The following is a 24,724-nucleotide window of genomic DNA, read 5'->3' as shown; positions in this document are numbered from 1 at the left end:
CCGCAACAAAATAGCGCGCTGTTGCCGGCGCGCCCTAAGAATCACTGATAGGAAACCAGCGTTGCACCATTTTCATGGCTGAAATCTGGCTTCACGCCAAGCATGGCAGCTGAACGCCTGATGATATTGCCGGCCATAACCCCAGCATTCGCGGCCGCGACATCCGTCATGCCGGGCTTTTCCGGGTGCGGGGCATCGGCAATGGTAAACACCAGATACTGCGGATCGTCCATCGGGAAGGCGGCGACGAAGGTGTTGAAATTCAAGTCCTTCGAGTAGCGGCCATTGATGACCTTCTCGGCGGTTCCGGTTTTGCCGCCAACGCGGTAGCCGGGGACTCTGGCGTTTCTGGCAGAGCCCTTTTCGGCATTGAGCGAATAGAGGTAGCGCATGCCTTCGACGGTCTTTTCGCTCACCACTCTCTTGGCGGTGGCCATCGCTTCCGCCTGCGTCCGCACCAGAAAGGTGGGGTTCATCAGGAAACCGCCATTCATCAACGCCGCGCAGCCCACAGCCGCTTGCAGCGGCGTCGTCGACACGCCATGGCCGAAGGCGATGGTGAATGAATTGACCTGTTTCCAGACCTTCGGTTCAGTCGGACGGGCAGTCTCCGGCAATTCGGTCTGCATCCTGTCCAGAATGCCAAGGCGATGCAGGAATTCGCGATGCCCCTCGATGCCGACCATCTCGGCTTCCCTGGCCGACCCGATGTTGGACGAGTAGAGGAACACCTCCGGCAACGACAGCACACGGTTCTTGCCATGGAAATCGTGAATGGCCTGATGGCCGACCCGGATTGGATGCGAAGCATCGAAGCGGCTCGCCATCGTCGCTTTGCCGGAATCGAGCGCCATGGCTGAGGTGAAGCTCTTGAAGGTCGAACCCATCTCGTAGAGGCCCGCCGACATGCGATTCAGCCGGTCCTTGTCTTGTGCGTTGTAGGGATTGTTCGGATTAAAATCCGGCACCGAGGCCATGGCCACCACTTCGCCGGTCTTGACGTTGAGCACAACGGCGCCGGTGCCCATGGCACGATAGCGCTCCAGGCCGGCGGCGATCTCGTCGCGCACGACATGCTGCACGCGCAGATCGATCGAAAGCTTTACCGGCTTGAGATCCTTGGCAATGGCAAGGCCCGACGCCTGCAGGTCGCTCAGCCCCTGCTCGTCGACATATTTCTCCATGCCGGAGATGCCCTGGTTGTCGATGTTGGTGAGCCCGACAATGTAGGACGAGGTCTCGCCGCTTGGATAGAAGCGGCGCTTTTCGGTGCGGAAGCCGAAACCGGGAATGCCGAGCTGCATGATGTCGGACTGTTGCTTGGGCGTCAGCTGCCGCTGCAGCCAGACGAAACCGGCGCCGCTCTTCAGCTTATGGTAGGTCTGCTCATAGTCGATGTCCGGAAGCACCGTCGACAGCTTCTCGATCGCCTCGTCGGCGTCGACAATCCGGCGTGGTTCTGCAAACAGCGACGCCGTCTTGATGTCCGTGGCCAACACTTCGCCGTTGCGGTCGACGATGTCGGGCCGCGATGCCGTCACCCGGCTCTGCGGACCGCCCGACATATCGGGGGTCTGGAAGCCGAGATAGACCAGCCGCCCTGATATGGTCGAGAAGATGCCGAAGAACACCGCCATCGTCATGACGATGCGCGTCCTGCCCTTGCCGCCGGTCGCCTTGCGGGCGCCCTCGACCACGATCGATCCATCTTCACTCGTCCTGGCGCGGCGTTTCAGCAGTTTACCGATCATTGGGCGATGCCTCCGGTCACCACGGGATCCCTGCCGTCCGACGGCGCCTTGCCGCCCGAACTATCAGCCATGCCGCCCTGGCGTCCCGACAAGATGTCCTGGATGTCAAGGGATTTGGCCGGCAGGTCGCCGACACCGCCGATCTGGCGGGCGCTGACCGGCTCGAGTTCGAGCTGCGACTTGTAGAGTTCGGCGAGCTTCTGCAGCCGCGACGGCTGGGTAAGCAGGCTCCAGTCGGCCTTGAGCAGGTCGATCGTGTCCTCCTCATAGCGTATCTGCGCATGGATCTTCTGCACGGCGGCCAATTGTTCCTCGGCCTCGCGCTTGGCCTTGTAGGTAAGGGCCGCGACCGCAACCATGACGGCGATCAGGACAATGTCGCTGGTACGAAACACTTAGCTACCTCTCCCCCGGCCGGTCGATACCGGGAAGCTTTGGAAGGCCGAAAATCGAAAAGTCGCTGCTGCGCGCCGGCGCCTCGGTGCGGACCGCCGCGCGCAGCCTGGCCGAACGGGCGCGCGGATTGGCCGCCACCTCGGCGTCGCCGGCCGTCACGCCGCCGCCAGCCTTGCGGAACGTCGCGGTGCGCGCATGCGCCTCGGGCAGGTGACGCGAGCCGGTCGCGACATCGGCCCGGTCGGCGATGAAACGCTTGACGATGCGGTCTTCCAGAGAATGGAAGGTGACCACGGCGAGCCGTCCGCCCGGCTTCAGCGCGCGTTCGGCCGCAAACAGGGCCTTGGCCAGTTCGCCAAGCTCGTCATTGACGAAAATGCGCAGCGCCTGGAAGACGCGCGTCGCCGGATGGATCTTGTCCTTCGGCGCCCGGCCGATATGCGTCTCGATGGCGTCGGCGAGTTCCAACGTGCGCTCGAACGGGCGCTTTTCGCGGCGCGCCTCGATCATGCGGGCAATGCGTCCGGCATGGCGCTCCTCGCCGAGGAAGCCGAAGATGCGGGCAAGATCGCCCGGCTTGAAGGAATTGACGACGTCGGCGGCGCTGAGGCCCGATTGCGCCATGCGCATGTCGAGCGGCCCGTCGGCGCGGAACGAAAACCCGCGCTCCGCCTGGTCGAGCTGCATCGAGGACACGCCGATGTCGAGCACGATCCCGTCGGCGCTCTCGACATGTTCGTCCAGCGTCGAGAACGGCGCCTGCACCAGCCGCAGCCGACCACCCGACTGCACTTCAAGATCGCGCCCGGCCGCAATGGCATCCGGATCGCGGTCGATCGCCACCACGGAGGCGCCTGTCGCCAGAATGGCCCTGGTGTAGCCGCCGGCGCCGAACGTGCCGTCGATGATGAGGTCGCCCTGCGCCGGCACCAGTGCTTCGAGCACTTCGGCAAGGAGGACCGGAATGTGGCGAGCCGATCCGCCAACGGCGTGCCCATCTACGGCGCGAGGAAGGTCATCGCCGTGGCCTGCCGTCATTCCGGTCGCTCCCCAGGCTTCGTCCCCTGCCGAAGCTGCAAAAGCCGTGCCCGCGCCTGCGCCCCGTAGGCGGCAAGCCGTCCCGGCTCCCAGATCTGAAAGAAATTGCCGCGCCCGACAAAGGCCACTTCCGCCGAAATGCCGGTGTGTTCGCGAAGGAAATCGCTCATCGTGATGCGGCCGTCCTGGTCGAGTTTCAAGAAGGTTCCGTCGCCATGGCAGAAGAACGACATATCGTCCGCCGTCTGCAGGAAGGGATCCTCGAGCGCTATGCGCTGCTCGTAGCGGTCGAGCAGGTCGAGCCCGCCGACATCCATCGCCGGCAGGTCCAGGCAGCGCAGCGCATAGAGTTCCGAATAGCCGCGCTTCTGCACGACGGCACGGAAATGCGCGGGAACGGACACCCGCCCCTTCGCATCGATCCTGCTCACCGTGTTTGACAGAAACCGGTCCATTAAACGCTACAGCCGCTTGCGCCGCCGCACCCCTCTGCATCTTGTCGCACGCGCCGCCGCAGCGCGTTCCCTGCCCCGTATCAGCCTCGTCCGCACAGGCAAAAACCGGCAAACGCGCAGCCGCCGCGGCTGCCCGATTGGCGTACGCTTTACCCTGACACGGAACGAAGGCTTTGATGTCTGGATGGGATATCATGGGGCACTATGGGCGTCAACGGGAATAGGCTTCACAAACACGCGCGCCCCGACCAAAGAGAGCAGCCGTGACGACACGTCTCGTCTTTATGGTCTATTAAGCCTAACGAAGCGTTTAGAGCCGCCTGGCCCAACCGGACGCGCCTTGCCGCGAGCCGCTGCCGGGCATAGCGTCTCGCCACATCCAGCCGGTCACCAACAGGGTCTGAAATTTGATGTCTGAAACAGCAAAGTCACGCGCTGCAGCGCTTCCTCACCTGCGTCGCAGCGGGCTTGCCATGGGCGATTCCATTCCCCTGCCGCTGACCATGGCCGCCATCTTTCATGCGCCCGGCGACGCCACCGGCTTCAACCAGTACGGGCGATTCAGCAACCCGACCTGGGACGCGGTCGAGCATATGCTGGCCCATCTGGAGGACGCGCCCTGCGTCGCGTTCCCTTCCGGAATGGCGGCAATCTCGGCGGCTTTTTTTGCCGTGCTCAAGGCCGGCGACCGTATCCTGCTGCCATCGGACGGCTATCACACGACACGAGCGCTGGCCGAGCGCTTCCTCAAGCCGCTCGGCACCACCTATGATGTCAGGCCGACTTCGACCTTCCTCGATGGCGGCTTCGATGGCTATCGGCTGGCATTTGTCGAAACCCCTGCCAATCCGGGGCTGGATATCTGCGATATCGCCGCCGTTGCCGATGCTGTCCACAAAACCGGCGCGATTCTTGTGGTCGACAACACGACCATGACCCCCTTCGGCCAACGACCGCTCGACCACGGCGCCGATATCGTCGTTGCCGCCGACACCAAGGCACCCAATGGCCATTCCGACGTGCTGTTCGGCCATGTCGCCAGTCGCAATGCCGATATCATCGCCGCCGTGACCGGCTGGCGCGAAGTTTCCGGCAGCATTCCCGGTCCGTTCGAAGCCTGGCTGGTGCACCGCGGCCTGGAGACACTGGATGTGCGCTTCGATCGCATGTGTTCCTCGGCGGAAGTCATCGCGCGGCGACTGCAGGGCCACAAGGCAATCAGCGGCCTGCGTTATCCCGGGCTTGAAGGCGACCCGTCGCACAACCTAGCCCGCGCCCAGATGGAGCGCTTCGGCTTTCTCATCTCTTTCGAACTCGCCTCGGAAGACAAAGCCGAGGACTTCATCAACAATTGTGCCCTGATGCAGGCCGCGACATCCTTCGGCGGCGTCCACACCTCCGCCGAGCGGCGCCTGAAGCGAGGCGATGCGGTCTCCGCCGGTTTCGTCCGCCTCTCGGTCGGCTGCGAGCCGGTGGAAGAGCTCTGGAAAGCGATCGAGACGTCGCTGGACGGGATCAGCGGCTCCCGGCTCGGATGAACGGCCGGACAGGCTTGAATCAACAGGCGCGCCCGAGGGCGCAACCTGCTGATTTCAAGAGATTTCTCTTGATATCGGGGGAGAGAAATTGCCAGCTGGCCTGTAAGCCGGGTTCTGTATGGCCCTCGTCCCTTGCGAGGCGAGAACGTGGCGGCCATTCATCTTGGGCGCATGTTGCCATGCGCCTCACGCAACCTACCCGGACGGTGAGCCGGAAACAGCCCTCGAGGGTTTCCCCTCGCACCGTCCCTATTCGGTCTTGCTCCCGGTGGGGTTTACCGTGCCGCTCCTGTTGCCAGTCGCGCGGTGGGCTCTTACCCCACCCTTTCACCCTTGCCCCGAATCCGGCAAGCCGGATCGTGGCGGTTTGCTTTCTGTGGCACTTTCCCTGGGGTCGCCCCCGCCGGCCATTAACCGGCACCGTGTTTCCATGGAGCCCGGACTTTCCTCACCCACGACCTTTCGGCGTTTGCGGGTGCGGCCGCCCAGCCAGCTGGCAGAGCGTATAAAGGGGTTCACGCCCGAAAACGCAAACGAAAAAGCTGACTTATGCGGGCGATCCAAGCGCAGCCATCTGCACCTTGACCTTGCCGCAATAGGCTGCCGACACGGGGTTCATCCGCGTTGCGGCGTGCCCGGCATTGTATTTCAGAATGGTGCCGCAGGTCGTGCCGCCACCGAGGCTCCGTGCCATGGCAAGGTATTTCATGCCGTATTTGATGTTGGTGTCGGGATCGAACAGGCCCTTGGCGGAGCCGCTATAGCCCATCATCCGAGCCGTGGCCGGCTTGATCTGCATCAGGCCGATCTCGCCGGCGCTGCCGACGATGTTGGGCCGGTAGTTGCTCTCGATCTTGATGACCGCCGAGGCGAGCGACACGGGCACGCCTTCGATCGCCGCATAGCGGGCAACGATTGCGGAATACTGGCCGCTGCTCGCCACCGCGGCCGTCGACTCCGCCGCGTTCCTGAGGCCGATCGATGCCGTTCTCGTCATGTCGACGGTCTTGCGGCCGCGCTTCGTCTGCCTTTTGGCAATGGACTTCTTCGGTTTGGACCAGCTTGCCTTTTCCGCTTTGGCGGAAGCCCGCTTCGTCTCCGCTTTGGCGGATGCCTGCTTTGTCGCCTTGGCGTCGTGGCCTGCCTTGCCGCTTTTTGCGGATACCACGGGAAACCCTTGATCGGCCCGCGGGCTGAATGACGCTGCATGCGCCGCACTGAAGGCAAAAGTCATTACGCCGGCAGCAAGAGCTGCCGTTAAAACGGTAAATTTCTGCATGTGATCCTGTTCTGTCTGAACCGCGCGAAGATGTTCACGCAGCAACGCCTAACCAACGTCGGAACAACCCGGGGGGCTTGGGGTCCGACATCTACACGTCAGCCGTTTGACGCCCGAATTGGTGTCAAACAAGGCCAGGCAAGTCACTTTGAGTGACAGCCTGTAACTTAAGGATTGGAAAGAATTGCTTGGGAGAGGTCTCCCGGGGATTAGCGCTTCACGGAAGCAAGCAGACTTTGCAGCGTCCGCAGCGTCGAGCCGTCGGCAACGCCGTCCACCTTGCGCGGCCGGAAATGCCGTTGGAAGGCTTCGACCACAGCTTCCGTCTGCCGGTCGAAAACGCCGGATATTTCAACGCCATAGCCATAGAGCGCCAGCATCGACTGCAACGCTTCGACATCGCCACCGGTGTCGCCGGTTGTCAGAGTGGCGCCTCGCCTGACGGGCGCGGCCGCAACGAGATGGCCGACACCGGCCTCGAATAGCGTCCGCCACGGAAACTTCTCGCCGGGATCGATTTTGCGCCCCGGCGCAACATCGGAATGCGCGAGTACCCGCTCGGCGGCGATCGAATGCCGACCGGCGATCCCCCGGCACAGCCCGATCACGGCATCGATCTGCCGCCGGGGAAAACCGGGATAGCCCAGCGAATGCCCCGGATTGACGATCTCGATGCCGACGGAACAGGAATTGATGTCGGCGCGTCCGAACCACGAACTCTTGCCGGCATGCCAGGCGCGGTCGCTTTCCCTGACCATCTGCACGATATGGCCATTCTCGTGGACCAGATAATGCGACGAGACCTCGCTGGCCGGATCGCAAAGCCAGGCCTCGGCCCCGGCGCCGGTCGCCATGCCGGTGTAGTGCAGCACGATCATGTCGGGCCTGGGTGTCTCGCGCCGCGGGCCGAAATTCGGCGATACCCTGACTTCGGCACGTGGCTCGTCGGGCAGAAAGCCGCTCATGCGTGGCGCAGGCCCCGCTCGATCATCTCGTAGGCGGCATTGATCGCCGCCACCCTGGTGGTCGCGATCTTGATGAATTCCTGAGGCAGGCCGCGCGCGATCAGCCGATCCGGATGATTGTCGGAAACCAGCTTGCGATAGCGTTTCCTGACCTCTTCGAACGGCTTGCCGCGCTCGATGCCCAGCACGACATAGGGATCCCCGGCGCCGAGATTGACGTGCCGGGCCATGATGGCTTCGTAATGCGCTTCGTCGATGCGGAAAATCTCGGCGATGCGGTGCAGGAAATGGCCTTCGCGCTCGTGCACCAGCCCGTCGGCCTTGGCGATATGGAACAGACCGTCGAGTATGTCTTCAAGCATCACGCAGTTGGAATGGCCCGAACCGCACATCTGGGCCATCCGCTCGGCATAGGTTTCGAAACCGGCCACGTCGCGCTGGGCGAGATCGAACAGCCGCGCCACATTGCGCGTCTCCTTCGGCGGCACTTCGAATATCTCCTGGAAGGCGCGCACCTCGTCCTGGGTGACGATGCCATCGGCTTTGGCCATCTTGGCCGACAGCGCGATCATCGCCACCGAAAAGGCGACACGCCGGCGCAAATCCGCATCGCCGGAGAAAACCGTGCGCACAGCCTCGACAACGTCGGCGACACCCGACGAGGTTGAGGATGAAACGCGGGTGATGAACTCGCCGAGGCGATCCCAAATCGACATGGCCTGCTTCTTAGAGCCACCGCTCCCTCCTATCAAGCCGGGACAGTGCCGCAGGCTTTGCGCGACAAATCGATCCGGCGCGCGAGAGGGATTGGCCCACGGCGCTCGGACGACATGAGAAAGGCCGGCGCGAGCCGGCCTTCCTCATTCATCACAAGAAGTACTGCTTGCTCACTACTGCGCGGGCGCAGGAGCTGGTGTTGCCGGAGCCGGCTCGGCGGGCTTCTCGGGTGTGATGCTCTTCGTGGTCGAATTATCCGTTGCCGGAGGCGTCGCGGCCGGCGGCGTGGCTTCCGGGGTGGCCGGCTTCATCGGTTCCTCGGCGGCCGGCGGGTTGGTGCTCTGGGTGGTGGTGTTGTCCGTACCGCTGTCACTGCAGGCGGCGACGCCAAGCAAAGCCAAACCGGAAACGGACGCGAGAATGAGCTTTTTCATTTGTCTCTCCTTCAACACACGCTCACGTTGCCGTGAGCGGTCGAAGGACAAATGCGTCAGCCGGCCATGAGTTTCATAACGTTGCGTTTCCGCATGTAACATCGTCTGGTTCATTTGCGATTGCCGCTCAGGCCGTAGCGAACTAACAGCATGTGCCGAAACACCGATCGAACAGAAGAGCGCCAGGGGCTGTCATGACCGAAAAATGGGATTTCTGGATCGACCGTGGCGGCACATTCACCGATATCATCGGCCGAGATCCGGAAGGCGGGCTGCACCCGCGCAAGCTTCTCTCCGAAAATCCCGAAGCCTATAACGATGCCGCCATCCAGGGCATTCGCGACCTTCTTGGCTTGTCGGCCGGCGACACGATCCCGAGCGGCCTGATCGGCGACATCAAGATGGGCACCACGGTCGCCACAAATGCGCTGCTGGAGCGCAAGGGCGACCGCGTGCTTTTGCTCATCACCAAGGGCTTCCGCGATGCGCTGAAGATCGCCTACCAGGCGCGCCCGGACATCTTCGCCAAGGAGATCATCCTTCCCGAACAGCTCTACGAGCGCGTCATCGAAATCAACGAGCGTGTGCGCGCCGATGGCTGCGTCGAACAATTGCTCGATATCGCCGCCTGCCGGCCGGCGATCGAACAGGCCAGGGCCGATGGCATCGATGCGGTCGCCATCGTCTTCATGCACGCCTGGAAATACCCCGACCACGAGAAGGCGGTGGCGAAAGTCTGCCGCAAACTCGGTTTCAGCCAGGTCTCGGTCAGCCATGAGGTCTCGCCGCTGATCAAGCTGGTCGGCCGCGGCGACACCGCGGTGGTCGACGCCTATTTGTCGCCGATCCTGTCGCGCTATGTGCAAAGGGTGGCGGGAGAGTTGGGTGCGGCGCCAAGCTCCCCCCTTGTGGGGGAGAGCGATCAATTTCCCCGCCTGATGTTCATGATGTCGTCGGGCGGTCTCACCGCCGCCGACATGTTCCAGGGCAAGGACGCACTGCTGTCAGGACCAGCCGGCGGCGTCGTCGGCATGGTCGAGACGGCCAGGCTCGCCGGCTTCGACAAGGTCATCGGTTTCGACATGGGCGGCACCTCGACCGACGTCGCTCACTATGACGGCGAATATGAGCGCGCCTTCGACACCGAGGTCGCCGGCGTGCGCATTCGTGCGCCGATGATGCGCATCCATACCGTCGCCGCCGGCGGCGGCTCGATCCTGCACTACGAGGCCGGCCGCTTCCGGGCCGGGCCGGATTCCGCAGGCGCCAATCCCGGCCCGGCAGCCTACCGGCGCGGCGGCCCGCTCGCCGTCACCGACGCCAATGTGATGCTGGGCAAGCTGCAGCCCGATTTCTTCCCGGCCATTTTCGGACCCGGCCAGGACGAGCCGCTCGACGTCGAGACGGTACGGGCAAAATTCACCGCACTCGCCGCCGAAATCGGCGACGGCCGGTCGCCCGAGACTGTCGCCGAGGGCTTCGTCACCATCGCCGTCGAAAACATGGCCAATGCCATCAAGAAGATCTCCGTGCAGCGCGGCTACGACGTCACCGAATATCTCTTGAACTGTTTTGGCGGCGCCGGCGGCCAGCACGCTTGCCTGGTCGCCGATGCGCTCGGCATGGAAGCGGTGCTGATCCATCCCTTCTCAGGTCTTCTGTCGGCCTATGGCATCGGCCTGTCCTCGGTCTTTGCCTCGCGCCAGCAGGCGCTGCTGAAACCGCTTGCCGAAGAGTCCAGAACGGAGATCGGCAACCTCGTTGCCATCTTGAGGAAAGCCGTTGTCGCAGAACTCGCGGCGCAAGGCATCGGCGAGGATACGGTCGCCACGAAGCCGGTGCTGCACATTCGCTACGACGGCACCGACACGACACTGCCGGTGAATTTCGAGGCGGATTCGATTTTCCAGGCCAGGCGCGATTTTGAAATCGCCCACAAGGCGCAGTTCGGTTTCGTCTATGACGACAAGCCGATGATCGTCGAGACCGTCGGCGTCGAAGGCACCGACACCGGCGGCACTGGGCGCGACGAAACTGAATCGCGAACCGAAGACCTTGCCGTAAGCCCTTCACAGACCCGCGAAATCTTCACCGAGGGAGAGTGGCGCACTTCACCCATCTTCCGCCGCGAGGCGCTGAAGCCGGGAAACAGGGTTGCGGGACCTGCCTTGATTATCGAGCCGAACCAGACAATCGTCATCGAGCCGGGCTGGCTGGCCGAAATCACCGCCAGGAACCATGTGCTCCTGCGCCGCGTCGAGAAAAAGCGCCGGCAGGCAGCGCTCGGCACCGAGGCCGATCCGGTCATGCTGGAGGTCTTCAACAACCTCTTCATGTCGATCGCCGAGCAGATGGGCGTCACGCTGCAGAACACCGCCTATTCCGTCAACATCAAGGAACGGCTGGATTTTTCCTGCGCCGTCTTCGACCGTACCGGCGCGCTGGTCGCCAATGCGCCGCACATGCCGGTACATCTCGGCTCGATGGACCGCTCGGTCGAAACCATCATCCGGCTGAATTCCGGCGACATCCACCCCGGCGACGTCTTTGCCCTCAACGCACCCTACAATGGCGGCACGCATCTGCCGGACATCACTGTCGTGACGCCGGTCTTCGATGATGCCAAGGAAAGAATCCTGTTCTGGGCCGCCTCGCGCGGCCATCACGCCGATATCGGCGGCACGGCACCCGGCTCGATGACGCCGCTCGCCACCACGGTCGACGAGGAAGGCGTGCTGTTCGACAATTTCCGCATCGTTGACCGTGGCCGCTTCCGCGAGAAGGAGCTGGAAACGCTGCTCACCGATCACCGCTACCCGGCCCGCAATCCGCACCAGAACATCGCCGACCTCAAGGCGCAGATCGCCGCCAACGAGAAGGGCGTAGCCGAACTGCGCAAGATGGTCACCCATTTCGGCCTCGATGTCGTCGAGGCCTATATGGGCCATGTCCAGGACAATGCCGCCGAAAGCGTGCGCCGCGTGCTGGAGCGGCTGCCGGATAGTTCTGAGTACGAATACCCGACCGACACCGGCCAGATCATCAAGGTGAAGATCACGGTCGACCGGCAAAAGCGCGAGGCGACGGTAGACTTCACCGGCACCTCGCCGGTGATGAAGAACAATTTCAACGCGCCCGAGCCGGTGGCCCGCGCCGCCGTGCTCTACGCCTTCCGCGTCATGGTCGAGGATATGATCCCGATGAATGCCGGGTGCCTGCGGCCCATCAACATCATCATTCCCGATGGCTGCATGCTGAAACCCGCCTACCCCGCCGCCGTCGTCGCCGGCAATGTCGAGACCTCGCAGCATGTCACCAACGCGCTGTTCGGCGCCATGGGCGCCATGGCCAACGCCCAAGGCACGATGAACAACCTGACCTTCGGCAACAAGACGTACCAGTACTACGAGACGATCTGCTCCGGCTCGCCGGCCGGCCAGATGAACTCCGGCCGCGGCTTTGCCGGCACCTCCGGCGTCCACACCCACATGACCAATTCGCGCCTCACCGATCCCGAAGTGCTGGAACTGCGCTTTCCCGTGCTGCTCGAGGATTTCCACATTCGGGAAAATTCCGGCGGCAACGGCAGATGGAGCGCCGGCGATGGCACCAAACGCACCATCCGCTTCCTCGAAAAGATGGAATGCGCGATCCTGTCCTCGCACCGCAACCGTCCTCCCAAGGGGCTGGACGGAGGCGGCGATGGCGAGGTCGGCTCGACCAAGATCCGCCGCAAGGACGGCACGATCGACCTGCTGAAAGCCTGCGACCAGACCATGTTGCAGGCCGGCGACGCCGTCATCCTGACGACGCCGACGCCGGGGGGATTTGGCCGGCGATGACCTCGCCCCCGGGCTGCTAGCCGGCTGCTGTCATCCATCTGTCATCGCCGAGCGCTACCCGCTTGCGGCAAAGCAAATGGGGAATCACTTTGCCATGACGGACGTTTCCGCAGATCTGGTTTTTCGCCGCGGCAAGGAAGTTGGAAAGGCCGTCTACCAGAACCGCCCGCTGTCGAAGGCCGGCATTTCAGAGCGGCTGTTCGCTTTCCTGTTCTCCGGCCTCGTCTATCCGCAGATCTGGGAAGACCCCGATGTCGACATGGAGGCGATGCAGCTTGGCCAGGGCCACCGTGTCGTCACCATCGCCTCCGGCGGCTGCAACATCCTGGCCTACCTCACGCGCTCGCCGGCCCGGGTCGACGCCGTCGACCTCAACACCGCGCACATCGCGCTGAACCGCATGAAGCTGGAGGCGGTGCGCCATTTGCCATCGCAGGGCGACCTGTTCCGCTTCTTCGGCGCCGCCGACACCAGCCACAATTCGAAAGCGTATGACCGTTTCATCGCGCCGCATCTCGATCCTGTCAGCCGTCACTACTGGGAGCGCCGCAACTGGCGCGGCCGCCGTAGGATCACTGTGTTCGACCGCAATTTCTACCAGACCGGCCTGCTCGGCCTGTTCATCGCCATGGGCCATCGCACGGGAAAATTCTTCGGCGTCGACCCAGCCGGCATCATGCAGGCCAGGAACATCGGCGAGCAGCGCCGCTTCTTCAACGAGGAGTTGGCGCCGGTCTTCGACAACAAGCTTTTGAGATGGGCGACGTCGCGCAAGGCTTCACTGTTCGGCCTCGGCATTCCACCGGCGCAGTACGATTCGCTGATCACTTCTGGCGACGGCACCATGGCCAGCGTGCTGAAAGCCCGGCTGGAAAAACTCGCTTGCGATTTTCCGCTGGAGAATAACTACTTCGCCTGGCAGGCCTTTGCCCGCCGCTATCCGAACCCCGGCGAGGCCGCCCTGCCCGCCTATCTCGAAAAGCAGAATTACGAGACCATCCGCGGCAATGTCGGCCGCGTCGCCATCCACCACGCCAATCTGATCGAGTTTCTCGCCGGCAAGGATGCAGCCGCGGTCGACCGCGTCGTCCTGCTCGACGCACAGGACTGGATGACCGACGATCAGCTCAACGCGCTGTGGGCGGAAATCACCCGCACGGCTTCGGCCGGCGCCCGCGTCATCTTCCGCACCGCCGCCGAACCCAGCCTGTTGCCGGGTCGCGTCTCCAGTTCGCTGCTCGACCAATGGGATTATCAGGACCAGGCTTCGCGGGAATTTTCGGCCCGCGACCGCTCGGCCATCTATGGCGGCTTCCACCTCTACGTAAAGCGCGCGGCATGAGCACCAGCGAGCTGCCGGCCAGCCCCGAATTCAAGGCCGGCCATGCCGAACTGATGGACGGCGTCTACCGCTGGCAGCGCCACATCTACGACCTGACCCGCAAATACTACCTGCTCGGCCGCGACCCAATGATCTCGGGACTCGACGTGCCTGTCGGTGGCACCGTGCTGGAACTCGGCTGCGGCACCGGCCGCAATGTCATCCTCGCCGCCCGTCACTATCCCGACGCGCGCTTTTTCGGCCTCGATATTTCGGCCGAAATGCTGGAGACGGCCGGAAAGGCGATCGATCGCGAGGGCCTGTCCGGTCGCGTCATATTGGCTAGGGGCGATGCCACCGATTTCGATGCCCGTGCACTCTTCGATGTCGAACGCTTCGACCGTGTCTTCGTGTCCTATTCGCTGTCGATGATCCCCGGCTGGGAAAAAACAGTATCGGCGGCACTTGCCGCCCTGTCGCCGAACGGTTCGCTGCACATCGTCGATTTCGGCCAGCAGGAAGGCCTGCCGCGCTGGTTTCGCACACTGCTGCGCGGCTGGCTGAAAAAATTCCACGTCGCGCCTCGTGAATCGCTGCGCGAAGTGCTGGAATCGGAATCTCGGCGAACCGGCGCAAGCTTCCGTTTCCGCACGCTTTATCGCGGCTATGCCTGGCTGGCGGTTATCGGGCCGCGCAGCTAGCCAAGGTGAAACCGCCATTTGCAGGCCGACCTCACCTGAATGTCAATGCACCTTAATGCAGCGCCTTCATCAGCGCCCCCACCATCGTCTGCGGCCGATAGCCAAGCTTGGCAGGCGTCAGCCCCAGCCGCACCACCACCAACTGCTCCGAGGGAATGATGGCAACCGTCTGCCCGTCATGGCCTTCCATCCAGTACGTGTCCTTGGGCAGGCCTGCCGCGACGCCGGCGCCGGGGTTTTCCTCATCGCCCGGGGCCTCGATCCACAACTGACCCTTGCCGTAGACTTTCGAGGCGGATGCCGGCTCGCGCATCCAGTCGACGAAACCGGTTGGCAGGATCTGGTTGCCGTTCCACACCCCGCCTTGCAGCAGGAACTGGCCGAAGCGCGCCCAGTCATGGCCGGTCGCGTAGAGATAGGACGAGCCGACGAAAGTGCCCTGCTCGTCCGTCTCGAACACTGCGCTGTGCATGCCGAGCGGCTCGAACAGGGCGGTGCGCGGCCACGTCAGCGCCCTGGCCTTGTCGCCGACCGCGTCCTGCCAGAGGCGCGACAGCATCACCGCCGTGCCGCTCGAATAGGAAAACTGTTTGCCGACCTCTGCAGCCAGCGGCTTGGATTCGGCAAAGCCCGCCATGTCAGGTTCGAGATAGAGCATGCGCGTGACGTCGGCGACGTCGCCATAATCCTCGTTGAACTCCAGCCCGCTCGACATCGCCATCATGTCGGCAAGGCTGATCGCGGCGCGGCCGTCCGCCTTCCACGGCGCGAACAGGTTTTTGTTGTCGAAAGCCATCTTGCCGTCCTTGACCAACGTACCGACGATGGCGGCATTCACCGTTTTGGTCATCGACCAGCCGAGCAGCGGCGTCCTGGCGGAAAAGCCATCGCCGTAGCGCTCGGCGACGACACGGCCATTCTTGACCACCACCACCGCGCGCATGCCGGTGCCGATCAGCGCCGCATCATCCAGCAGCTTGGCAACAACCGGATCCTGTGATGCCTCGACCCGTTCGCCTTCCGGCCACAGGTCGCCCATGGTGACTGCGGACGGCTCCGCTTGGATCGCGGTCCGCCGCACCTTTCCTACGTCGCCGTCCGGAACCGAAGCGCAGCCAAGCCCGTCGCGGGCTACGGCGACGCTCTTGCCGAGGAAACCGAACAGGCCGGCAGACACCGTTCCCCTGTTCTTGTCCACCGAAACCCGCATTAACCGCAGCAGGGGATGCCCGGGTGCCTGCACGTCGACGGCCAGCACCTCATTGGGATCGCGGCCGGCGATAAAAACGTTCGAACAGACGATCTTGGCCGAGTAGCCCGAGCCGACCCTGATCAACTCCGGTGGCGCGATATAAAGCCAGGCAAAAAGTGCTGCGACCGCCAGGACGATCAGGCCAAGCAGCCATTTGACGATCTTGACCACGATCCGCATTTATTTCCTCCGGGCCCTGCCCGACCCTTATGTCATCGATTTGCCGCCATTGCTTCCGCAAATCACACTGCTTGTCGAGCGCCATCAACGGATTATCAACCATGATCGGCGATCACAGGATATGCTGAGCGATGCTGTGGGGCGATCGTTCGGAGGGGGCCCGATCACAAAGCAGGCCATCAGTGTAGAGACCCATCAGCGACCGGCTGAATCCGGCTCGGGAATTGCGATGCGCCGTCTTGCGGGCCTGATCATGCTAGCGCTGCTTGGTGCTTGCTCGACCGTCGACGATCTCTCGCCGCTGTCGCCATCCGTTTCGAGCAGCCCGACGGTTGCCGTGCGCGCGCCGCGCTTTGCCGACTCCAAGCCGCATGAATGGGAGAGCGGCGCGCCGTGGAACTATGCCGTCCACGGCACCGATGTTTCCAAATACCAGACCTCGGTCGACTGGCCGGCTGCCAGGGCCAGCGGCATCTCCTTCGCCTTCATCAAGGCGACCGAGGGCGGCGACCGTTTCGACGAGTATTTCAGCGAGCATTGGGCGCGCACGAAGGCCAACGGGATTCCGCGAGCCGCCTATCATTTCTATTATTTCTGCACCCCGGCTGCCGTTCAGGCGCGCTGGTTCATCCGCAACGTCCCCGTCGATCGCTCGGCGATGCCGCCGGTCCTCGATATGGAATGGAACCCGCAATCGCCGACCTGCAGGCTGCGTCCCGACGCCGCCACGGTGCGCGCGGAGATGACCACCTTCCTCGAAATCGTCGAACGCCATTACGGCAAGAAGCCGATCATCTACACTTCCGTCGACTTCTTCGACGACAACGGGCTGTCGGGGTTCCGCGGCTATCCCTACTGGCTGCGTTCCGTCGCCGGCCATCCGCGTGAGAAATACGGCAGCCACCCCTTCACCTTCTGGCAGTACACCGGAACCGGCATCGTTCCCGGCATGACCGGCAAGTCCGACATCAACGTCTTCAACGGCAGCGAAGCCGCTTGGAACAAATGGCTGCGGCAGAACACCCGTTGACGTCAGGTTCAACGGCAGCACCGCCCTGGATCAAATCACTCCAGCAGAGCTTCCGTTGAACCGGTGCGATGGCAGCACTGCCCTGCATCAAATCACTCCAGCAGAGAAGCTGCCGCAGAACACCGTTGACACCGGGCCTGCCGCCTGCTTTTCGACACAGCCAGCGGTAAAGAGTGCAACCGCCGGTAATTCAGGGCGTTGGGCTTCCCGGGGGGAGCACAACAAATGACCCCCTGTTCGTTTCGAAAGGAAGCTGATGCGACTGCGTTCCAAAGTCCTCGCGGCTGCGCTGACCCTGTGCGCCACGGCCTTGCCGGCGATGGCGCAGGAATGCGGCGGCGACTTCGAATCCTGGAAGCAGGGCGTCGCCGCGGAAGCCAAGGCGGCCGGCGTAGGTACAGTGGGTCTCGACGCCCTTGAAGCGGCAACCTTAGATGACAAGGTGTTGGCGCGCGACCGCGCCCAGGGCGTCTTCACCCAAACCTTTGTCGAGTTTTCCAACCGGATGATCTCGGCCTATCGCCTGAAGCAAGGTGCGGCGAACATAAAGAAATACGCGGATGTCTTCGCCCGCGCCGACCAGCAGTTCGGCGTCCAGGCGCCGATCATCGCCGCCTTCTGGGCGCTGGAGACCGATTTCGGCGCCGTGCAGGGCGACTTCCACACGCTGAGCGCCCTGGTGACGCTTTCCCATGATTGCCGCCGGCCGCAGCTCTTCCGGCAACAGCTGGTGCCGCTTCTGGAACTGATCGATCGCGGCGTGCTGCCGGCCGATGTCAGGGGCGCCTGGGCCGGCGAGATCGGCCAGACGCAGATCCTGCCCTCCGACTATCTGGCACGCGGCGTCGACGGCGACGGCGACGGCAAGATCGACCTGCGCGGCAGCGTGCCTGATGTGATCATGACCACTGCCAACAAGGTGCTGTCGCGCGGCTGGAAACGCGACCAGCCCTGGATCCAGGAAGTCCGCGTGCCCGAAGACATGCCGTGGGATCAGACCGGTCGCACCAACAAGCTGCCGCTGTCGCAGTGGGCGCAATGGGGCGTCACCTACCCCAGCGGCGCGCCGCTGGTCGATAACGGCCTGAAAGCAGGCCTCGCGCTGCCGATGGGCCGCAAGGGGCCAGCCTTCCTCACCTACGACAATTTCGACGTTTACCTCGAATGGAACCAGTCCTTCACCTATGCGCTGACGGCAGCCAACCTTGCCGCACGGCTGGCAGGCGCGCCGCCGCTGGACCCGCGCAATCCCGAGACCGGTCTCAACAATGAGCAGATGAAGGCGTTGCAGACCAAGCTGGAAGCCAAGGGCTACGATGTCGGCACCGTCGACGGCATTTTGGGTACCAACACCCGCGAGGCGATCCGCAAGGAGCAGACGCGGCTAGGTTTGCCGGTGGATGGCTGGCCGACGCCGGAGCTTTTGGGAAAATTATAGGGCAGTAGGGCAAATTAGCCCGAAGCAGTGACTGCCGCCACCCCTATTCCCCTATTCCCCTATTCCCCTATTCCCCTATTCCCCTACTGCCTTATTCCCCTCAATCCGCCATCGTCTCCAAACTGGCAAACCCCTGTGGCGCGTCGCCCTCGTCGAACGGCGTCGTCACCTCGACGAAGGTGTCGGGATAGAAGCCGTTGAAGCGGGTCCTCAGCGACAGCGAATAGGCGCCGATATGGCCGATCTCGATCCAGTCGCCGGTATCGACCGTTTCCGGCAGCCAGAACGGCCGCGACAGGATGTCGACGGAATCGCAGGTCGCGCCGCAGACCTTGAACGGCACGATGTTCTTCTCCTCGCCATTGCGCGAGCGGATCGCCGGGTCGGGAATGAAGCGCGCCGGCAGCGTGATCTTGCCGGTCCATGAATCCGACAGCGATGCCCAGATGCCGTCGTTGATGTAGAGCCGCTTGCCCTTGCGCAGCAGCACCCGCACGATCAACGACAGGCAGCGCGCCACGATCACCCGGCCGGGCTCAGCCACCAGCGGCATCTGGTCGAACTGATACTCCTTCAGATCGCCCGACAGCCGCGACATGATCTGGCCAAGCGACGGCATCTCGATCTGCTTGCGGTTAGGATCGTGGCCGTATTCGGCGGGGAAACCGCCGCCGACATCGAGCCCGGCAATATCGAAGGTCAGCCGGTTGCGCACCCAGTCGGCGGAAGCCAGCGCCCGCTCATAGGTATCGGGATCCTCGATCTGGCTGCCGACATGGAAGCACAGGCCGACCTTGTAGCCGGTGCGGTTCAGCCGCTCGGCGAGCTCGACGGCATAGGCCGGCCCGGCGCCGAACTTCTTCGACAGTTCGTAGGCGGCATGCCCCTTGGTCTGCACCCGCACGAACACGCTGATCGAGCCCGGATCGATGTCGAGAGCCCGCACCACACGCGTCAGCTTGGTGATCTCGTCCTCATGATCGAGCGAAATGACGCGGATGGCGTATTTCTCCAGCGCCAGCTTGATGTCCGACTGCGCCTTGACCGGGTGCATGTAGAGCATCTCGGCATCGGGGGAAACGGCACGCACGGCAGCGAACTCGCCCGGCGAAGCGACGTCGAAAGCCTTGACGCCGGCTTCGACCAGCGTCTTCAGCACGATCTGCTCGCCATTGGTCTTGACCGCATAGGCGGTCTTGCCGGGGAACATGCCCATGAACTGCCTGGCATCCGCCATCAGCACTTGCGGGCGGAAGCAATAGACCGGATCGTCCGGACGAAGCGCCAGTGCCGCCTCGCGGGCATTCTCGAATCGCTGCATGGACGAATCCTCACTTCGGCTGCGCACAATTAATCCAAGCTAGCGGCTAATGAAAACAATTCTGTGTCTCGTGCGGCTGACGCTGGGGCGCTAGGTCTTTGCCAGCAACGTTTGCCAGCGATCAGGTTTCGGGTGGCTCTTGTCACTGAGTCCGATATGGCTTCTGCCTGACTGACTGGCATTCAGGCCGTCTGGGAGGGCGACTCACATGACAATAGCCGCGACATCAGCACCGCGCGGGCCGATGGTGCTCAAGGACTGGGGGCAGCTCCTGCTGCTCGGCGCGATCTGGGGCGGCTCGTTCTTCTTTGCCCGCATCGCGGTGGCCGAACTCCCCCCGCTGGTGCTGGTGCTGTTTCGCGTCGCCATCGCCGCGATCGCGCTACAGATCTATCTCGGCCTGCGCGGCCCGTCCTTCCGCCTCGCGCTTCCGCATGCAGGCCTGTTCTTCCTGCTGGCGCTCACCAACAATGTGGTGCCCTTTTCGCTGATCTTCGCCGGCCAGACGGAGCTTGGCGCCGGCGTCGCCTCGGTGCTCAACGCCACGACGCCGTTCTGGACATTGATTCTCGCCAATACGCTGACATCGGACGAAAAGCTCTCCTGGAACAAGCTCGCCGGCATTGCGCTCGGCATCGCCGGTACGGCCGTCATGATCGGCCCCGGCCTGCTTTCCGGGCTTGGCGGCCCGGTCTGGGCCAAATTCGCGCTGATCGGCGCTTCGCTGTCCTATGGCATTGCGCTGATGGTCGCCCGCCGCTTCAAGGGCGTGCCCTCGCCGGTCGTCGCCACCGGGCAGTTGACCGCTTCGACCATCATCATGATCCCGATCGTGCTCTTCACCTACGGCCCATCCGGCGTGTTCTCGGCCTCGCCGCCGGTATGGGCGGCGGTGCTGGCGCTGGCACTTCTGTCCACAGCCGTCGCCTACATCCTCTATTTCAACCTCGTCGCCTCGGCGGGCGCTACCAACGCCTCGCTGGTCACGCTTGTTGTGCCGGCCAGCGCCATGCTGCTCGGCTTCCTGTTCCTAGGCGAGCGGCTGGATCTGTTCGAAATCGGCGGGGTGGTGCTGATCGCGCTCGGCCTCATCACCATCGACGGGCGCGTCCTTGGAAGACGTTAGCGCGTCCTTTGAACCCCCACATCGCCGCGAAAGTCGAATTCGACTTTCGCGGCGGTAGCGCTGCCATGACACGGCAGCGACACGAGCCGGCCACATTTTATTCACAGGTCTGAAGTCGGTATTTGCCTAGGAGTTTCAAAGCCTAACGGCAAAAGACATGTCGCGGATTTCACAATCACGTCGCAATGCAGCACATTTTCCGCTTGCCTGTGGCACAAATGAACCTAGACTCCATGACATAGCTCTTTAAGAGGAGGCTATGTCATGGGACTTACGAGGCCTATCAACGCATTGATGATCTGTGCTGCGTTCGCCTTTATCGGAGCCCTCATTATGGGCTTCCTTCCCTGACCGCCAAAGCGGGGAAGACCAGCACCCAAATAGTCCAACCAATTCAAAAGGCCGGGTTTTCCCGGCCTTTTGTTGTTGAGCCCGACCTCATGCCGCGGCTGATCCGGCGGCCGCCGCCTCGTGCGAGCGAATACCGATCATATGGCAGATGGCAAAGACCAGATCGGCGCGGTTCATGGTGTAGAAGTGGAAATCGCCGACACCGCGCTCGACAAGGTCCATGACCTGTTCGGCTGCCACCGCCGATGCCACCAGCGCATGCGTCTGCGGGTCCTTGTCGAGGCCTTCGAAACGCTCCGCCAGCCAGCCGGGCACATGCGCGCCCGCCCTCGCGGAAAAGTTCGCGACCTGCTTGAAACTGTGAACCGGCTGGATGCCCGGCACGATCGGGATGTAGATGCCGGCGCGGCGGACGCGCTCGACATAGCGCTCGTAGAGATCGTTGTCGAAGAAGAACTGGGTGATCGCCCGCGTCGCGCCATTGTCGACCTTGCGCTTCAGCATCTCGATGTCGGTGGCGAAATCGGGGCTTTGCGGATGCTTTTCCGGATAAGCCGCGACGGAGATGTCGAAATCCGCGATCGTCTTGAGCCCGGCGACCAGTTCCGCGCCATTCTCGTAGCCACCGGGATGCGGCCGGTAGGGCTCGCCGACGCCGGAGGCCGGGTCGCCGCGCAGCGCCACGAACCGGTTGATGCCGATCGATTTGTAATCCTGGATGACCGCATCGACCTCGTCGCGCGTTGCCCCGACGCAGGTCAGATGCGCCGCTGCAGGAATACCGGTTTCCGTCAAGATGCGCTTTACAGTGCGCGCGGTGCGCTCCCGTGTCGAGCCGCCGGCGCCGTAAGTCACCGAGACGAATTTCGGCTTCAGCGGCTCCAGCCTTGTGACCGTCTCCCACAGCCTCGCTTCCATCTCGTCCGTCTTCGGCGGGAAGAATTCGAAGGAAACCCTGACCTTGTCGCCGATGTCGGGGCGGCGGGAAAAGCGGAACTGGTTCATGCGATTTCCCCCATCGAGTTCGCTTTGGCCTGCCTTGTGTCGTTGGAAGGATCGGCAATCAGCAGGCGCCGATCGCGGCCGAGCCAGAGTTTCACGGTGAGCCTCGCCTCATTGCCACCGCGCGGCTCGAACTCCTGGGAATCTTCGAGATCGAGGCCGGCTTCCGAAAACCAGTCGGCGATCTGCCGGTCGGAAAAGCCGAGCCGCATATGCGCATGCTCCTCGCGCAGGAATTCCAGCGCATGCGGCGCGAAATCGACGATGACCAGGCGTCCTGCCGGACGCAAAAGCCGCGCCGCCTCGTGGATGGCGCGGGCGGGATCGTCGAGATAGTGCAGCACCTGATGGATGGTGACGAGATCGAAGGCATCGCGCTCGACCGGCGGCGCGAAGATGTCGCCCTGCCGAACCTGCGCGTTCGAAACGCCGGCCTTGTCGAGATTGGCGCGCGCCACGGTCAGCATCTCGCGCGACATGTCGATGCCGACACCGCGCCGATAGAGCGGCGAGAAGATTTCGAGCAGCCGCCCGGTGCCGGTGCCGAGATCGAGCATCGACTGGAACGGCCGCTTGCCGACCAGTTTCAGCATTGCGGCTTCGACGGCGCGGTCCGGCACATGAAGCGAGCGGATATGGTCCCAGCTTGCCGCATTCACGGAAAAATACTCGACCGCCCGGTCCTGCCGCTTGCGCTTGACCGAGGCCAGGCGCTCAAGATCGCGCTCGACCTGCGGATCGGCGCCGCGAATGCCGGAAACCAGGCCCATGACGAAGTCACGCGCGGAATCCGCATCCGACAGGCGGAAGAAGGCCCAGGACCCTTCCTGGTAGCGGCCGATCAGCCCTGCCTCCAGAAGCAGCTTCAGGTGCCGCGAAACGCGCGGCTGCGACTGGCCGAGAATTTCGGTAAGATCGGAAACGGTGAGGTCACCGCGCGACAGAAGTGCCAGTATGCGCAATCGGCTGGATTCGGCCGCCGCCTTTAACGTATCCACCATAGTGTCGAGCGAGACATGCATCAGCGTACTCTCTTTGAAAAGATATAAACATATGTTTATGTCAGTTTTCGAAACCTTGCAAGCGCTATGTCGCTTCCGGACAAGAAAATGCCGCTTGTGTGGCGTTTTAAGAGACATGGGCCATGACTGGACCGCGTGAGATGTTCGAGGCCCGCGAAGGCGAGCAGAGGCTGGAAAACGATCCCGCACTGATGCCGCCGGATGACGGCATCGTCTTCATCGGCCGCATTGCCTCGCCGTGGACGACGCGCGAAACCTGCCCGAAGAACATGCGCGCCGCGCGCGAGACCGGGCAGAAGGCAGTGCTGACCATCGACGCGCCCTACCGAAATGGCTTACGGGGGCTGGAGCGCGCCAGCCACGTCATCATCCTGTCCTGGCTGCATCACGCGCCGCGGGACCTGATTGTGCAGAAACCACGCCATGCGGCCGAAGCAAAAGGCGTATTTTCGCTGCGCTCCCCTGCCCGCCCCAACCCAATCGGGCTGCATGTGGCCAGGCTCGTCGGGCTCGACCAGAACACCGGCCGCATCGATCTCGACGCCATCGACGTGCTCGACGGCACTCCGGTCATCGACATAAAACCCTATTTCGCCTCGACCGACGCTATACCGGAGGCGACCATCGAAGGGCGCGACGAGCCCGGGGGTCGGCGATGACGGCGCCCACCGGTCGCCGCCGCGCCATCGCCAAGGCGCTGACAGCACTTCTGCCGCTGGCACCCTATGCCGACATGGAGAAGATCCGCGGCGACGCCGGCGCGGTCCACATGAAGACCTTACCACCAGGCATCGCCGTATGGTTGGCGACGATTGCCCATATCCGCCACATGCACACAGATTACGAGAAACTGCTGAGCGAAGGCTACGACCGCGACTCGGCGCGTTTCTTCGTCATCGAGCAGACCAACGTCGTGCTCACCCGCTGGCGCGCGACGCGCCTGCTCGACGCGGATGACGAGGAGGAATGACCACGGCTACTTCCGCTTAAGCACTGCGACCGCATTATAGGGCTGACCATCGGCCTGGCCGATCCAGGTCCAGGACAGATTTTCCTTGAAAAACCTGACGGTGATGTTGCCGCCGTCGATGCATTTGTCCTGACCGTAGGTGATGCTCTCGTGGTATTCCACCGAAATGCCGTCACTGGACGTCTGTGACAGCGATCCGCCGCAACCGAGTGACGGATAGTCGATCGACGCGCTGCCATCGTTGATGGTCATGGCGATCGGCCAGTCGGCCCCGGCGTCACCCGCCGGGCTTTGATGGCCGCTGCCGACCCAGGTGCCGCTCAGCGACGGCACGTTCACCGCACAAGGCAGGTTCTGGAAGATCGGTGTCAATTCGCTGCCGGTTTTCTCGCAGCGATAGGTCTGCCCGCCCTGGCACAATTCCTCGCCTTCGCGCGTGCACTGGGCGCTGGCTTCGCCCGCGGCGGCGAACATCGTCATGGCTGCTATGACGGCCCCAAGCCTGCCCATCTTCCCCCTCCCGTTCAGAGCGCGCAATCTAAGGCAATTCCGATCCAATGTATCGGCGAGATCGTCATCGAGGCCGAACAGCACC

General features: G+C 63.2%; 22 protein-coding genes and 1 other RNA gene. 9 read left to right on the top strand and 14 right to left on the bottom strand.

All coding sequences use genetic code 11. The features are described from left to right. Positions 1 to 41: 41 nt before the first annotated feature. From AC0NIL_RS16225 to mraZ, 4 genes are read right to left on the bottom strand one after another with little or no spacing between them, the layout of a single operon-like run. The gene (locus AC0NIL_RS16225) at positions 42 to 1,751 is read right to left on the bottom strand and encodes a peptidoglycan D,D-transpeptidase FtsI family protein (protein WP_473572042.1); all 1,710 of its coding nucleotides are present in this window, start codon (positions 1,749 to 1,751) and stop codon (positions 42 to 44) included. Continuing rightward, positions 1,748 to 2,146 carry a cell division protein FtsL gene (ftsL, locus tag AC0NIL_RS16220; protein WP_013530950.1) on the bottom strand — a complete coding sequence of 133 codons (399 nt, stop codon included), beginning with the start codon at positions 2,144 to 2,146 and terminating at the stop codon, positions 1,748 to 1,750. The genes AC0NIL_RS16225 and ftsL overlap by 4 nt, the downstream gene beginning before the upstream one ends. Positions 2,147 to 2,150: 4 nt before the next feature. Further along, positions 2,151 to 3,185, bottom strand: a complete 1,035-nt coding sequence (gene rsmH / locus AC0NIL_RS16215; RefSeq protein WP_473572043.1) for a 16S rRNA (cytosine(1402)-N(4))-methyltransferase RsmH — start codon at positions 3,183 to 3,185, stop codon at positions 2,151 to 2,153. Further along, positions 3,182 to 3,640: a division/cell wall cluster transcriptional repressor MraZ gene (gene mraZ / locus AC0NIL_RS16210; protein ID WP_013530948.1), complete on the bottom strand. Its 459-nt coding sequence runs from the start codon at positions 3,638 to 3,640 to the stop codon at positions 3,182 to 3,184. The genes rsmH and mraZ overlap by 4 nt, the downstream gene beginning before the upstream one ends. Before the next feature lie 410 nt (positions 3,641 to 4,050). On the opposite strand from mraZ, the gene AC0NIL_RS16205 reads away from it, so the two are divergent. After that, positions 4,051 to 5,178 (top strand): cystathionine gamma-lyase, encoded by a 1,128-nt coding sequence (locus AC0NIL_RS16205; RefSeq protein ID WP_473572044.1) that lies wholly within the window; start codon positions 4,051 to 4,053, stop codon positions 5,176 to 5,178. 87 nt (positions 5,179 to 5,265) lie between these two features. On the opposite strand, the gene rnpB is transcribed toward AC0NIL_RS16205, so the two are convergent. From rnpB to AC0NIL_RS16180, 5 genes are all read right to left on the bottom strand, one after another. Further along, positions 5,266 to 5,675: RNase P RNA component class A (gene rnpB, locus AC0NIL_RS16200), an RNA gene on the bottom strand. A gap of 50 nt (positions 5,676 to 5,725) precedes the next feature. Continuing rightward, complete coding sequence (locus AC0NIL_RS16195; RefSeq protein WP_013530946.1) at positions 5,726 to 6,457, bottom strand: lytic transglycosylase domain-containing protein; 732 nt, start codon at positions 6,455 to 6,457, stop codon at positions 5,726 to 5,728. A gap of 209 nt (positions 6,458 to 6,666) precedes the next feature. Continuing rightward, complete coding sequence (locus tag AC0NIL_RS16190; RefSeq protein WP_473572045.1) at positions 6,667 to 7,422, bottom strand: N-acetylmuramoyl-L-alanine amidase; 756 nt, start codon at positions 7,420 to 7,422, stop codon at positions 6,667 to 6,669. After that, positions 7,419 to 8,138, bottom strand: coding sequence for a J domain-containing protein (locus AC0NIL_RS16185; protein ID WP_063172494.1), 720 nt, complete (start codon positions 8,136 to 8,138; stop codon positions 7,419 to 7,421). The genes AC0NIL_RS16190 and AC0NIL_RS16185 overlap by 4 nt, the downstream gene beginning before the upstream one ends. 174 nt (positions 8,139 to 8,312) lie before the next feature. After that, the gene (locus tag AC0NIL_RS16180; RefSeq protein WP_013530943.1) at positions 8,313 to 8,573 is read right to left on the bottom strand and encodes a hypothetical protein; all 261 of its coding nucleotides are present in this window, start codon (positions 8,571 to 8,573) and stop codon (positions 8,313 to 8,315) included. Positions 8,574 to 8,767: 194 nt separating this feature from the next. Here AC0NIL_RS16180 and AC0NIL_RS16175 point away from each other — a divergent pair, with 194 nt between their 5' ends. The 3 genes from AC0NIL_RS16175 (at position 8,768) to AC0NIL_RS16165 (ending at position 14,437) form a co-directional block, all read left to right on the top strand. Continuing rightward, a complete protein-coding gene (locus AC0NIL_RS16175; protein ID WP_473572046.1) occupies positions 8,768 to 12,415 on the top strand; it encodes a hydantoinase B/oxoprolinase family protein in 3,648 nt (1,215 codons plus the stop codon). A gap of 94 nt (positions 12,416 to 12,509) precedes the next feature. Then, positions 12,510 to 13,757: a BtaA family protein gene (locus tag AC0NIL_RS16170; RefSeq protein ID WP_275952724.1), complete on the top strand. Its 1,248-nt coding sequence runs from the start codon at positions 12,510 to 12,512 to the stop codon at positions 13,755 to 13,757. Next, positions 13,754 to 14,437, top strand: a complete 684-nt coding sequence (locus AC0NIL_RS16165; protein ID WP_275952723.1) for a class I SAM-dependent methyltransferase — start codon at positions 13,754 to 13,756, stop codon at positions 14,435 to 14,437. Before AC0NIL_RS16170 ends, AC0NIL_RS16165 begins: the two co-directional genes overlap by 4 nt. A gap of 52 nt (positions 14,438 to 14,489) precedes the next feature. Here AC0NIL_RS16165 and AC0NIL_RS16160 read toward each other — a convergent pair whose 3' ends face one another. After that, positions 14,490 to 15,869, bottom strand: a complete 1,380-nt coding sequence (locus tag AC0NIL_RS16160) for a serine hydrolase domain-containing protein (RefSeq protein ID WP_275952722.1) — start codon at positions 15,867 to 15,869, stop codon at positions 14,490 to 14,492. Between the two features lie 229 nt (positions 15,870 to 16,098). On the opposite strand from AC0NIL_RS16160, the gene AC0NIL_RS16155 reads away from it, so the two are divergent. Together AC0NIL_RS16155 and AC0NIL_RS16150 are read left to right on the top strand one after the other, a co-directional pair. Beyond that, positions 16,099 to 16,899 carry a glycoside hydrolase family 25 protein gene (locus AC0NIL_RS16155; protein ID WP_275952721.1) on the top strand — a complete coding sequence of 267 codons (801 nt, stop codon included), beginning with the start codon at positions 16,099 to 16,101 and terminating at the stop codon, positions 16,897 to 16,899. Positions 16,900 to 17,155: 256 nt separating this feature from the next. Further along, positions 17,156 to 18,337 (top strand): lytic murein transglycosylase, encoded by a 1,182-nt coding sequence (locus AC0NIL_RS16150; protein WP_127366190.1) that lies wholly within the window; start codon positions 17,156 to 17,158, stop codon positions 18,335 to 18,337. Between the two features lie 100 nt (positions 18,338 to 18,437). On the opposite strand, the gene AC0NIL_RS16145 is transcribed toward AC0NIL_RS16150, so the two are convergent. Continuing rightward, positions 18,438 to 19,658, bottom strand: a complete 1,221-nt coding sequence (locus AC0NIL_RS16145; RefSeq protein ID WP_013530936.1) for an alanine racemase — start codon at positions 19,656 to 19,658, stop codon at positions 18,438 to 18,440. Positions 19,659 to 19,866: 208 nt separating this feature from the next. Between AC0NIL_RS16145 and AC0NIL_RS16140 the strand changes: the two genes are divergently transcribed. Continuing rightward, a complete protein-coding gene (locus AC0NIL_RS16140; protein ID WP_275952720.1) occupies positions 19,867 to 20,784 on the top strand; it encodes a DMT family transporter in 918 nt (305 codons plus the stop codon). Between the two features lie 438 nt (positions 20,785 to 21,222). Here the strand turns inward: AC0NIL_RS16140 and metF are convergent, their stop codons facing one another. Both metF and AC0NIL_RS16130 read right to left on the bottom strand, forming a co-directional pair. After that, on the bottom strand, positions 21,223 to 22,140 hold the full coding sequence (gene metF, locus AC0NIL_RS16135; RefSeq protein WP_013530934.1) for a methylenetetrahydrofolate reductase [NAD(P)H]: 918 nt from the start codon (positions 22,138 to 22,140) through the stop codon (positions 21,223 to 21,225). Further along, complete coding sequence (locus AC0NIL_RS16130; protein WP_024501485.1) at positions 22,137 to 23,159, bottom strand: ArsR/SmtB family transcription factor; 1,023 nt, start codon at positions 23,157 to 23,159, stop codon at positions 22,137 to 22,139. Before AC0NIL_RS16130 ends, metF begins: the two co-directional genes overlap by 4 nt. A 122-nt stretch (positions 23,160 to 23,281) precedes the next feature. Here AC0NIL_RS16130 and tsaA point away from each other — a divergent pair, with 122 nt between their 5' ends. Next, positions 23,282 to 23,818 (top strand): tRNA (N6-threonylcarbamoyladenosine(37)-N6)-methyltransferase TrmO, encoded by a 537-nt coding sequence (gene tsaA, locus AC0NIL_RS16125; protein WP_082827436.1) that lies wholly within the window; start codon positions 23,282 to 23,284, stop codon positions 23,816 to 23,818. Then, the gene (locus AC0NIL_RS16120; protein ID WP_013530931.1) at positions 23,815 to 24,129 is read left to right on the top strand and encodes a DUF2293 domain-containing protein; all 315 of its coding nucleotides are present in this window, start codon (positions 23,815 to 23,817) and stop codon (positions 24,127 to 24,129) included. The genes tsaA and AC0NIL_RS16120 overlap by 4 nt, the downstream gene beginning before the upstream one ends. A 6-nt stretch (positions 24,130 to 24,135) precedes the next feature. On the opposite strand, the gene AC0NIL_RS16115 is transcribed toward AC0NIL_RS16120, so the two are convergent. Next, a complete protein-coding gene (locus tag AC0NIL_RS16115; RefSeq protein ID WP_275952719.1) occupies positions 24,136 to 24,639 on the bottom strand; it encodes a hypothetical protein in 504 nt (167 codons plus the stop codon). Positions 24,640 to 24,724: the final 85 nt, after the last annotated feature.

The organism is Mesorhizobium sp. WSM1343, from assembly GCF_055901535.1.
Note: the sequence above shows the minus strand (reverse complement) of the source record. Positions and strands in the feature narration are given on the sequence as shown.

Excerpts from the sequence above, each read along its gene's own strand:
- AC0NIL_RS16225 (WP_473572042.1), bottom strand. The coding sequence starts at position 1,751 with ATGATCGGTAAACTGCTGAAACGCCGCGCCAGGACGAGTGAAGATGGA.
- rsmH (WP_473572043.1), bottom strand. The coding sequence starts at position 3,185 with ATGACGGCAGGCCACGGCGATGACCTTCCTCGCGCCGTAGATGGGCAC.
- mraZ (WP_013530948.1), bottom strand. The coding sequence starts at position 3,640 with ATGGACCGGTTTCTGTCAAACACGGTGAGCAGGATCGATGCGAAGGGG.
- AC0NIL_RS16205 (WP_473572044.1), top strand. The coding sequence starts at position 4,051 with ATGTCTGAAACAGCAAAGTCACGCGCTGCAGCGCTTCCTCACCTGCGT.
- AC0NIL_RS16195 (WP_013530946.1), bottom strand. The coding sequence starts at position 6,457 with ATGCAGAAATTTACCGTTTTAACGGCAGCTCTTGCTGCCGGCGTAATG.
- AC0NIL_RS16190 (WP_473572045.1), bottom strand. The coding sequence starts at position 7,422 with ATGAGCGGCTTTCTGCCCGACGAGCCACGTGCCGAAGTCAGGGTATCG.
- AC0NIL_RS16185 (WP_063172494.1), bottom strand. The coding sequence starts at position 8,138 with ATGTCGATTTGGGATCGCCTCGGCGAGTTCATCACCCGCGTTTCATCC.
- AC0NIL_RS16180 (WP_013530943.1), bottom strand. The coding sequence starts at position 8,573 with ATGAAAAAGCTCATTCTCGCGTCCGTTTCCGGTTTGGCTTTGCTTGGC.
- AC0NIL_RS16175 (WP_473572046.1), top strand. The coding sequence starts at position 8,768 with ATGACCGAAAAATGGGATTTCTGGATCGACCGTGGCGGCACATTCACC.
- AC0NIL_RS16170 (WP_275952724.1), top strand. The coding sequence starts at position 12,510 with ATGACGGACGTTTCCGCAGATCTGGTTTTTCGCCGCGGCAAGGAAGTT.
- AC0NIL_RS16165 (WP_275952723.1), top strand. The coding sequence starts at position 13,754 with ATGAGCACCAGCGAGCTGCCGGCCAGCCCCGAATTCAAGGCCGGCCAT.
- AC0NIL_RS16160 (WP_275952722.1), bottom strand. The coding sequence starts at position 15,869 with ATGCGGATCGTGGTCAAGATCGTCAAATGGCTGCTTGGCCTGATCGTC.
- AC0NIL_RS16155 (WP_275952721.1), top strand. The coding sequence starts at position 16,099 with ATGCGCCGTCTTGCGGGCCTGATCATGCTAGCGCTGCTTGGTGCTTGC.
- AC0NIL_RS16150 (WP_127366190.1), top strand. The coding sequence starts at position 17,156 with ATGCGACTGCGTTCCAAAGTCCTCGCGGCTGCGCTGACCCTGTGCGCC.
- AC0NIL_RS16145 (WP_013530936.1), bottom strand. The coding sequence starts at position 19,658 with ATGCAGCGATTCGAGAATGCCCGCGAGGCGGCACTGGCGCTTCGTCCG.
- AC0NIL_RS16140 (WP_275952720.1), top strand. The coding sequence starts at position 19,867 with ATGACAATAGCCGCGACATCAGCACCGCGCGGGCCGATGGTGCTCAAG.
- metF (WP_013530934.1), bottom strand. The coding sequence starts at position 22,140 with ATGAACCAGTTCCGCTTTTCCCGCCGCCCCGACATCGGCGACAAGGTC.
- AC0NIL_RS16130 (WP_024501485.1), bottom strand. The coding sequence starts at position 23,159 with ATGCATGTCTCGCTCGACACTATGGTGGATACGTTAAAGGCGGCGGCC.
- tsaA (WP_082827436.1), top strand. The coding sequence starts at position 23,282 with ATGACTGGACCGCGTGAGATGTTCGAGGCCCGCGAAGGCGAGCAGAGG.
- AC0NIL_RS16120 (WP_013530931.1), top strand. The coding sequence starts at position 23,815 with ATGACGGCGCCCACCGGTCGCCGCCGCGCCATCGCCAAGGCGCTGACA.
- AC0NIL_RS16115 (WP_275952719.1), bottom strand. The coding sequence starts at position 24,639 with ATGGGCAGGCTTGGGGCCGTCATAGCAGCCATGACGATGTTCGCCGCC.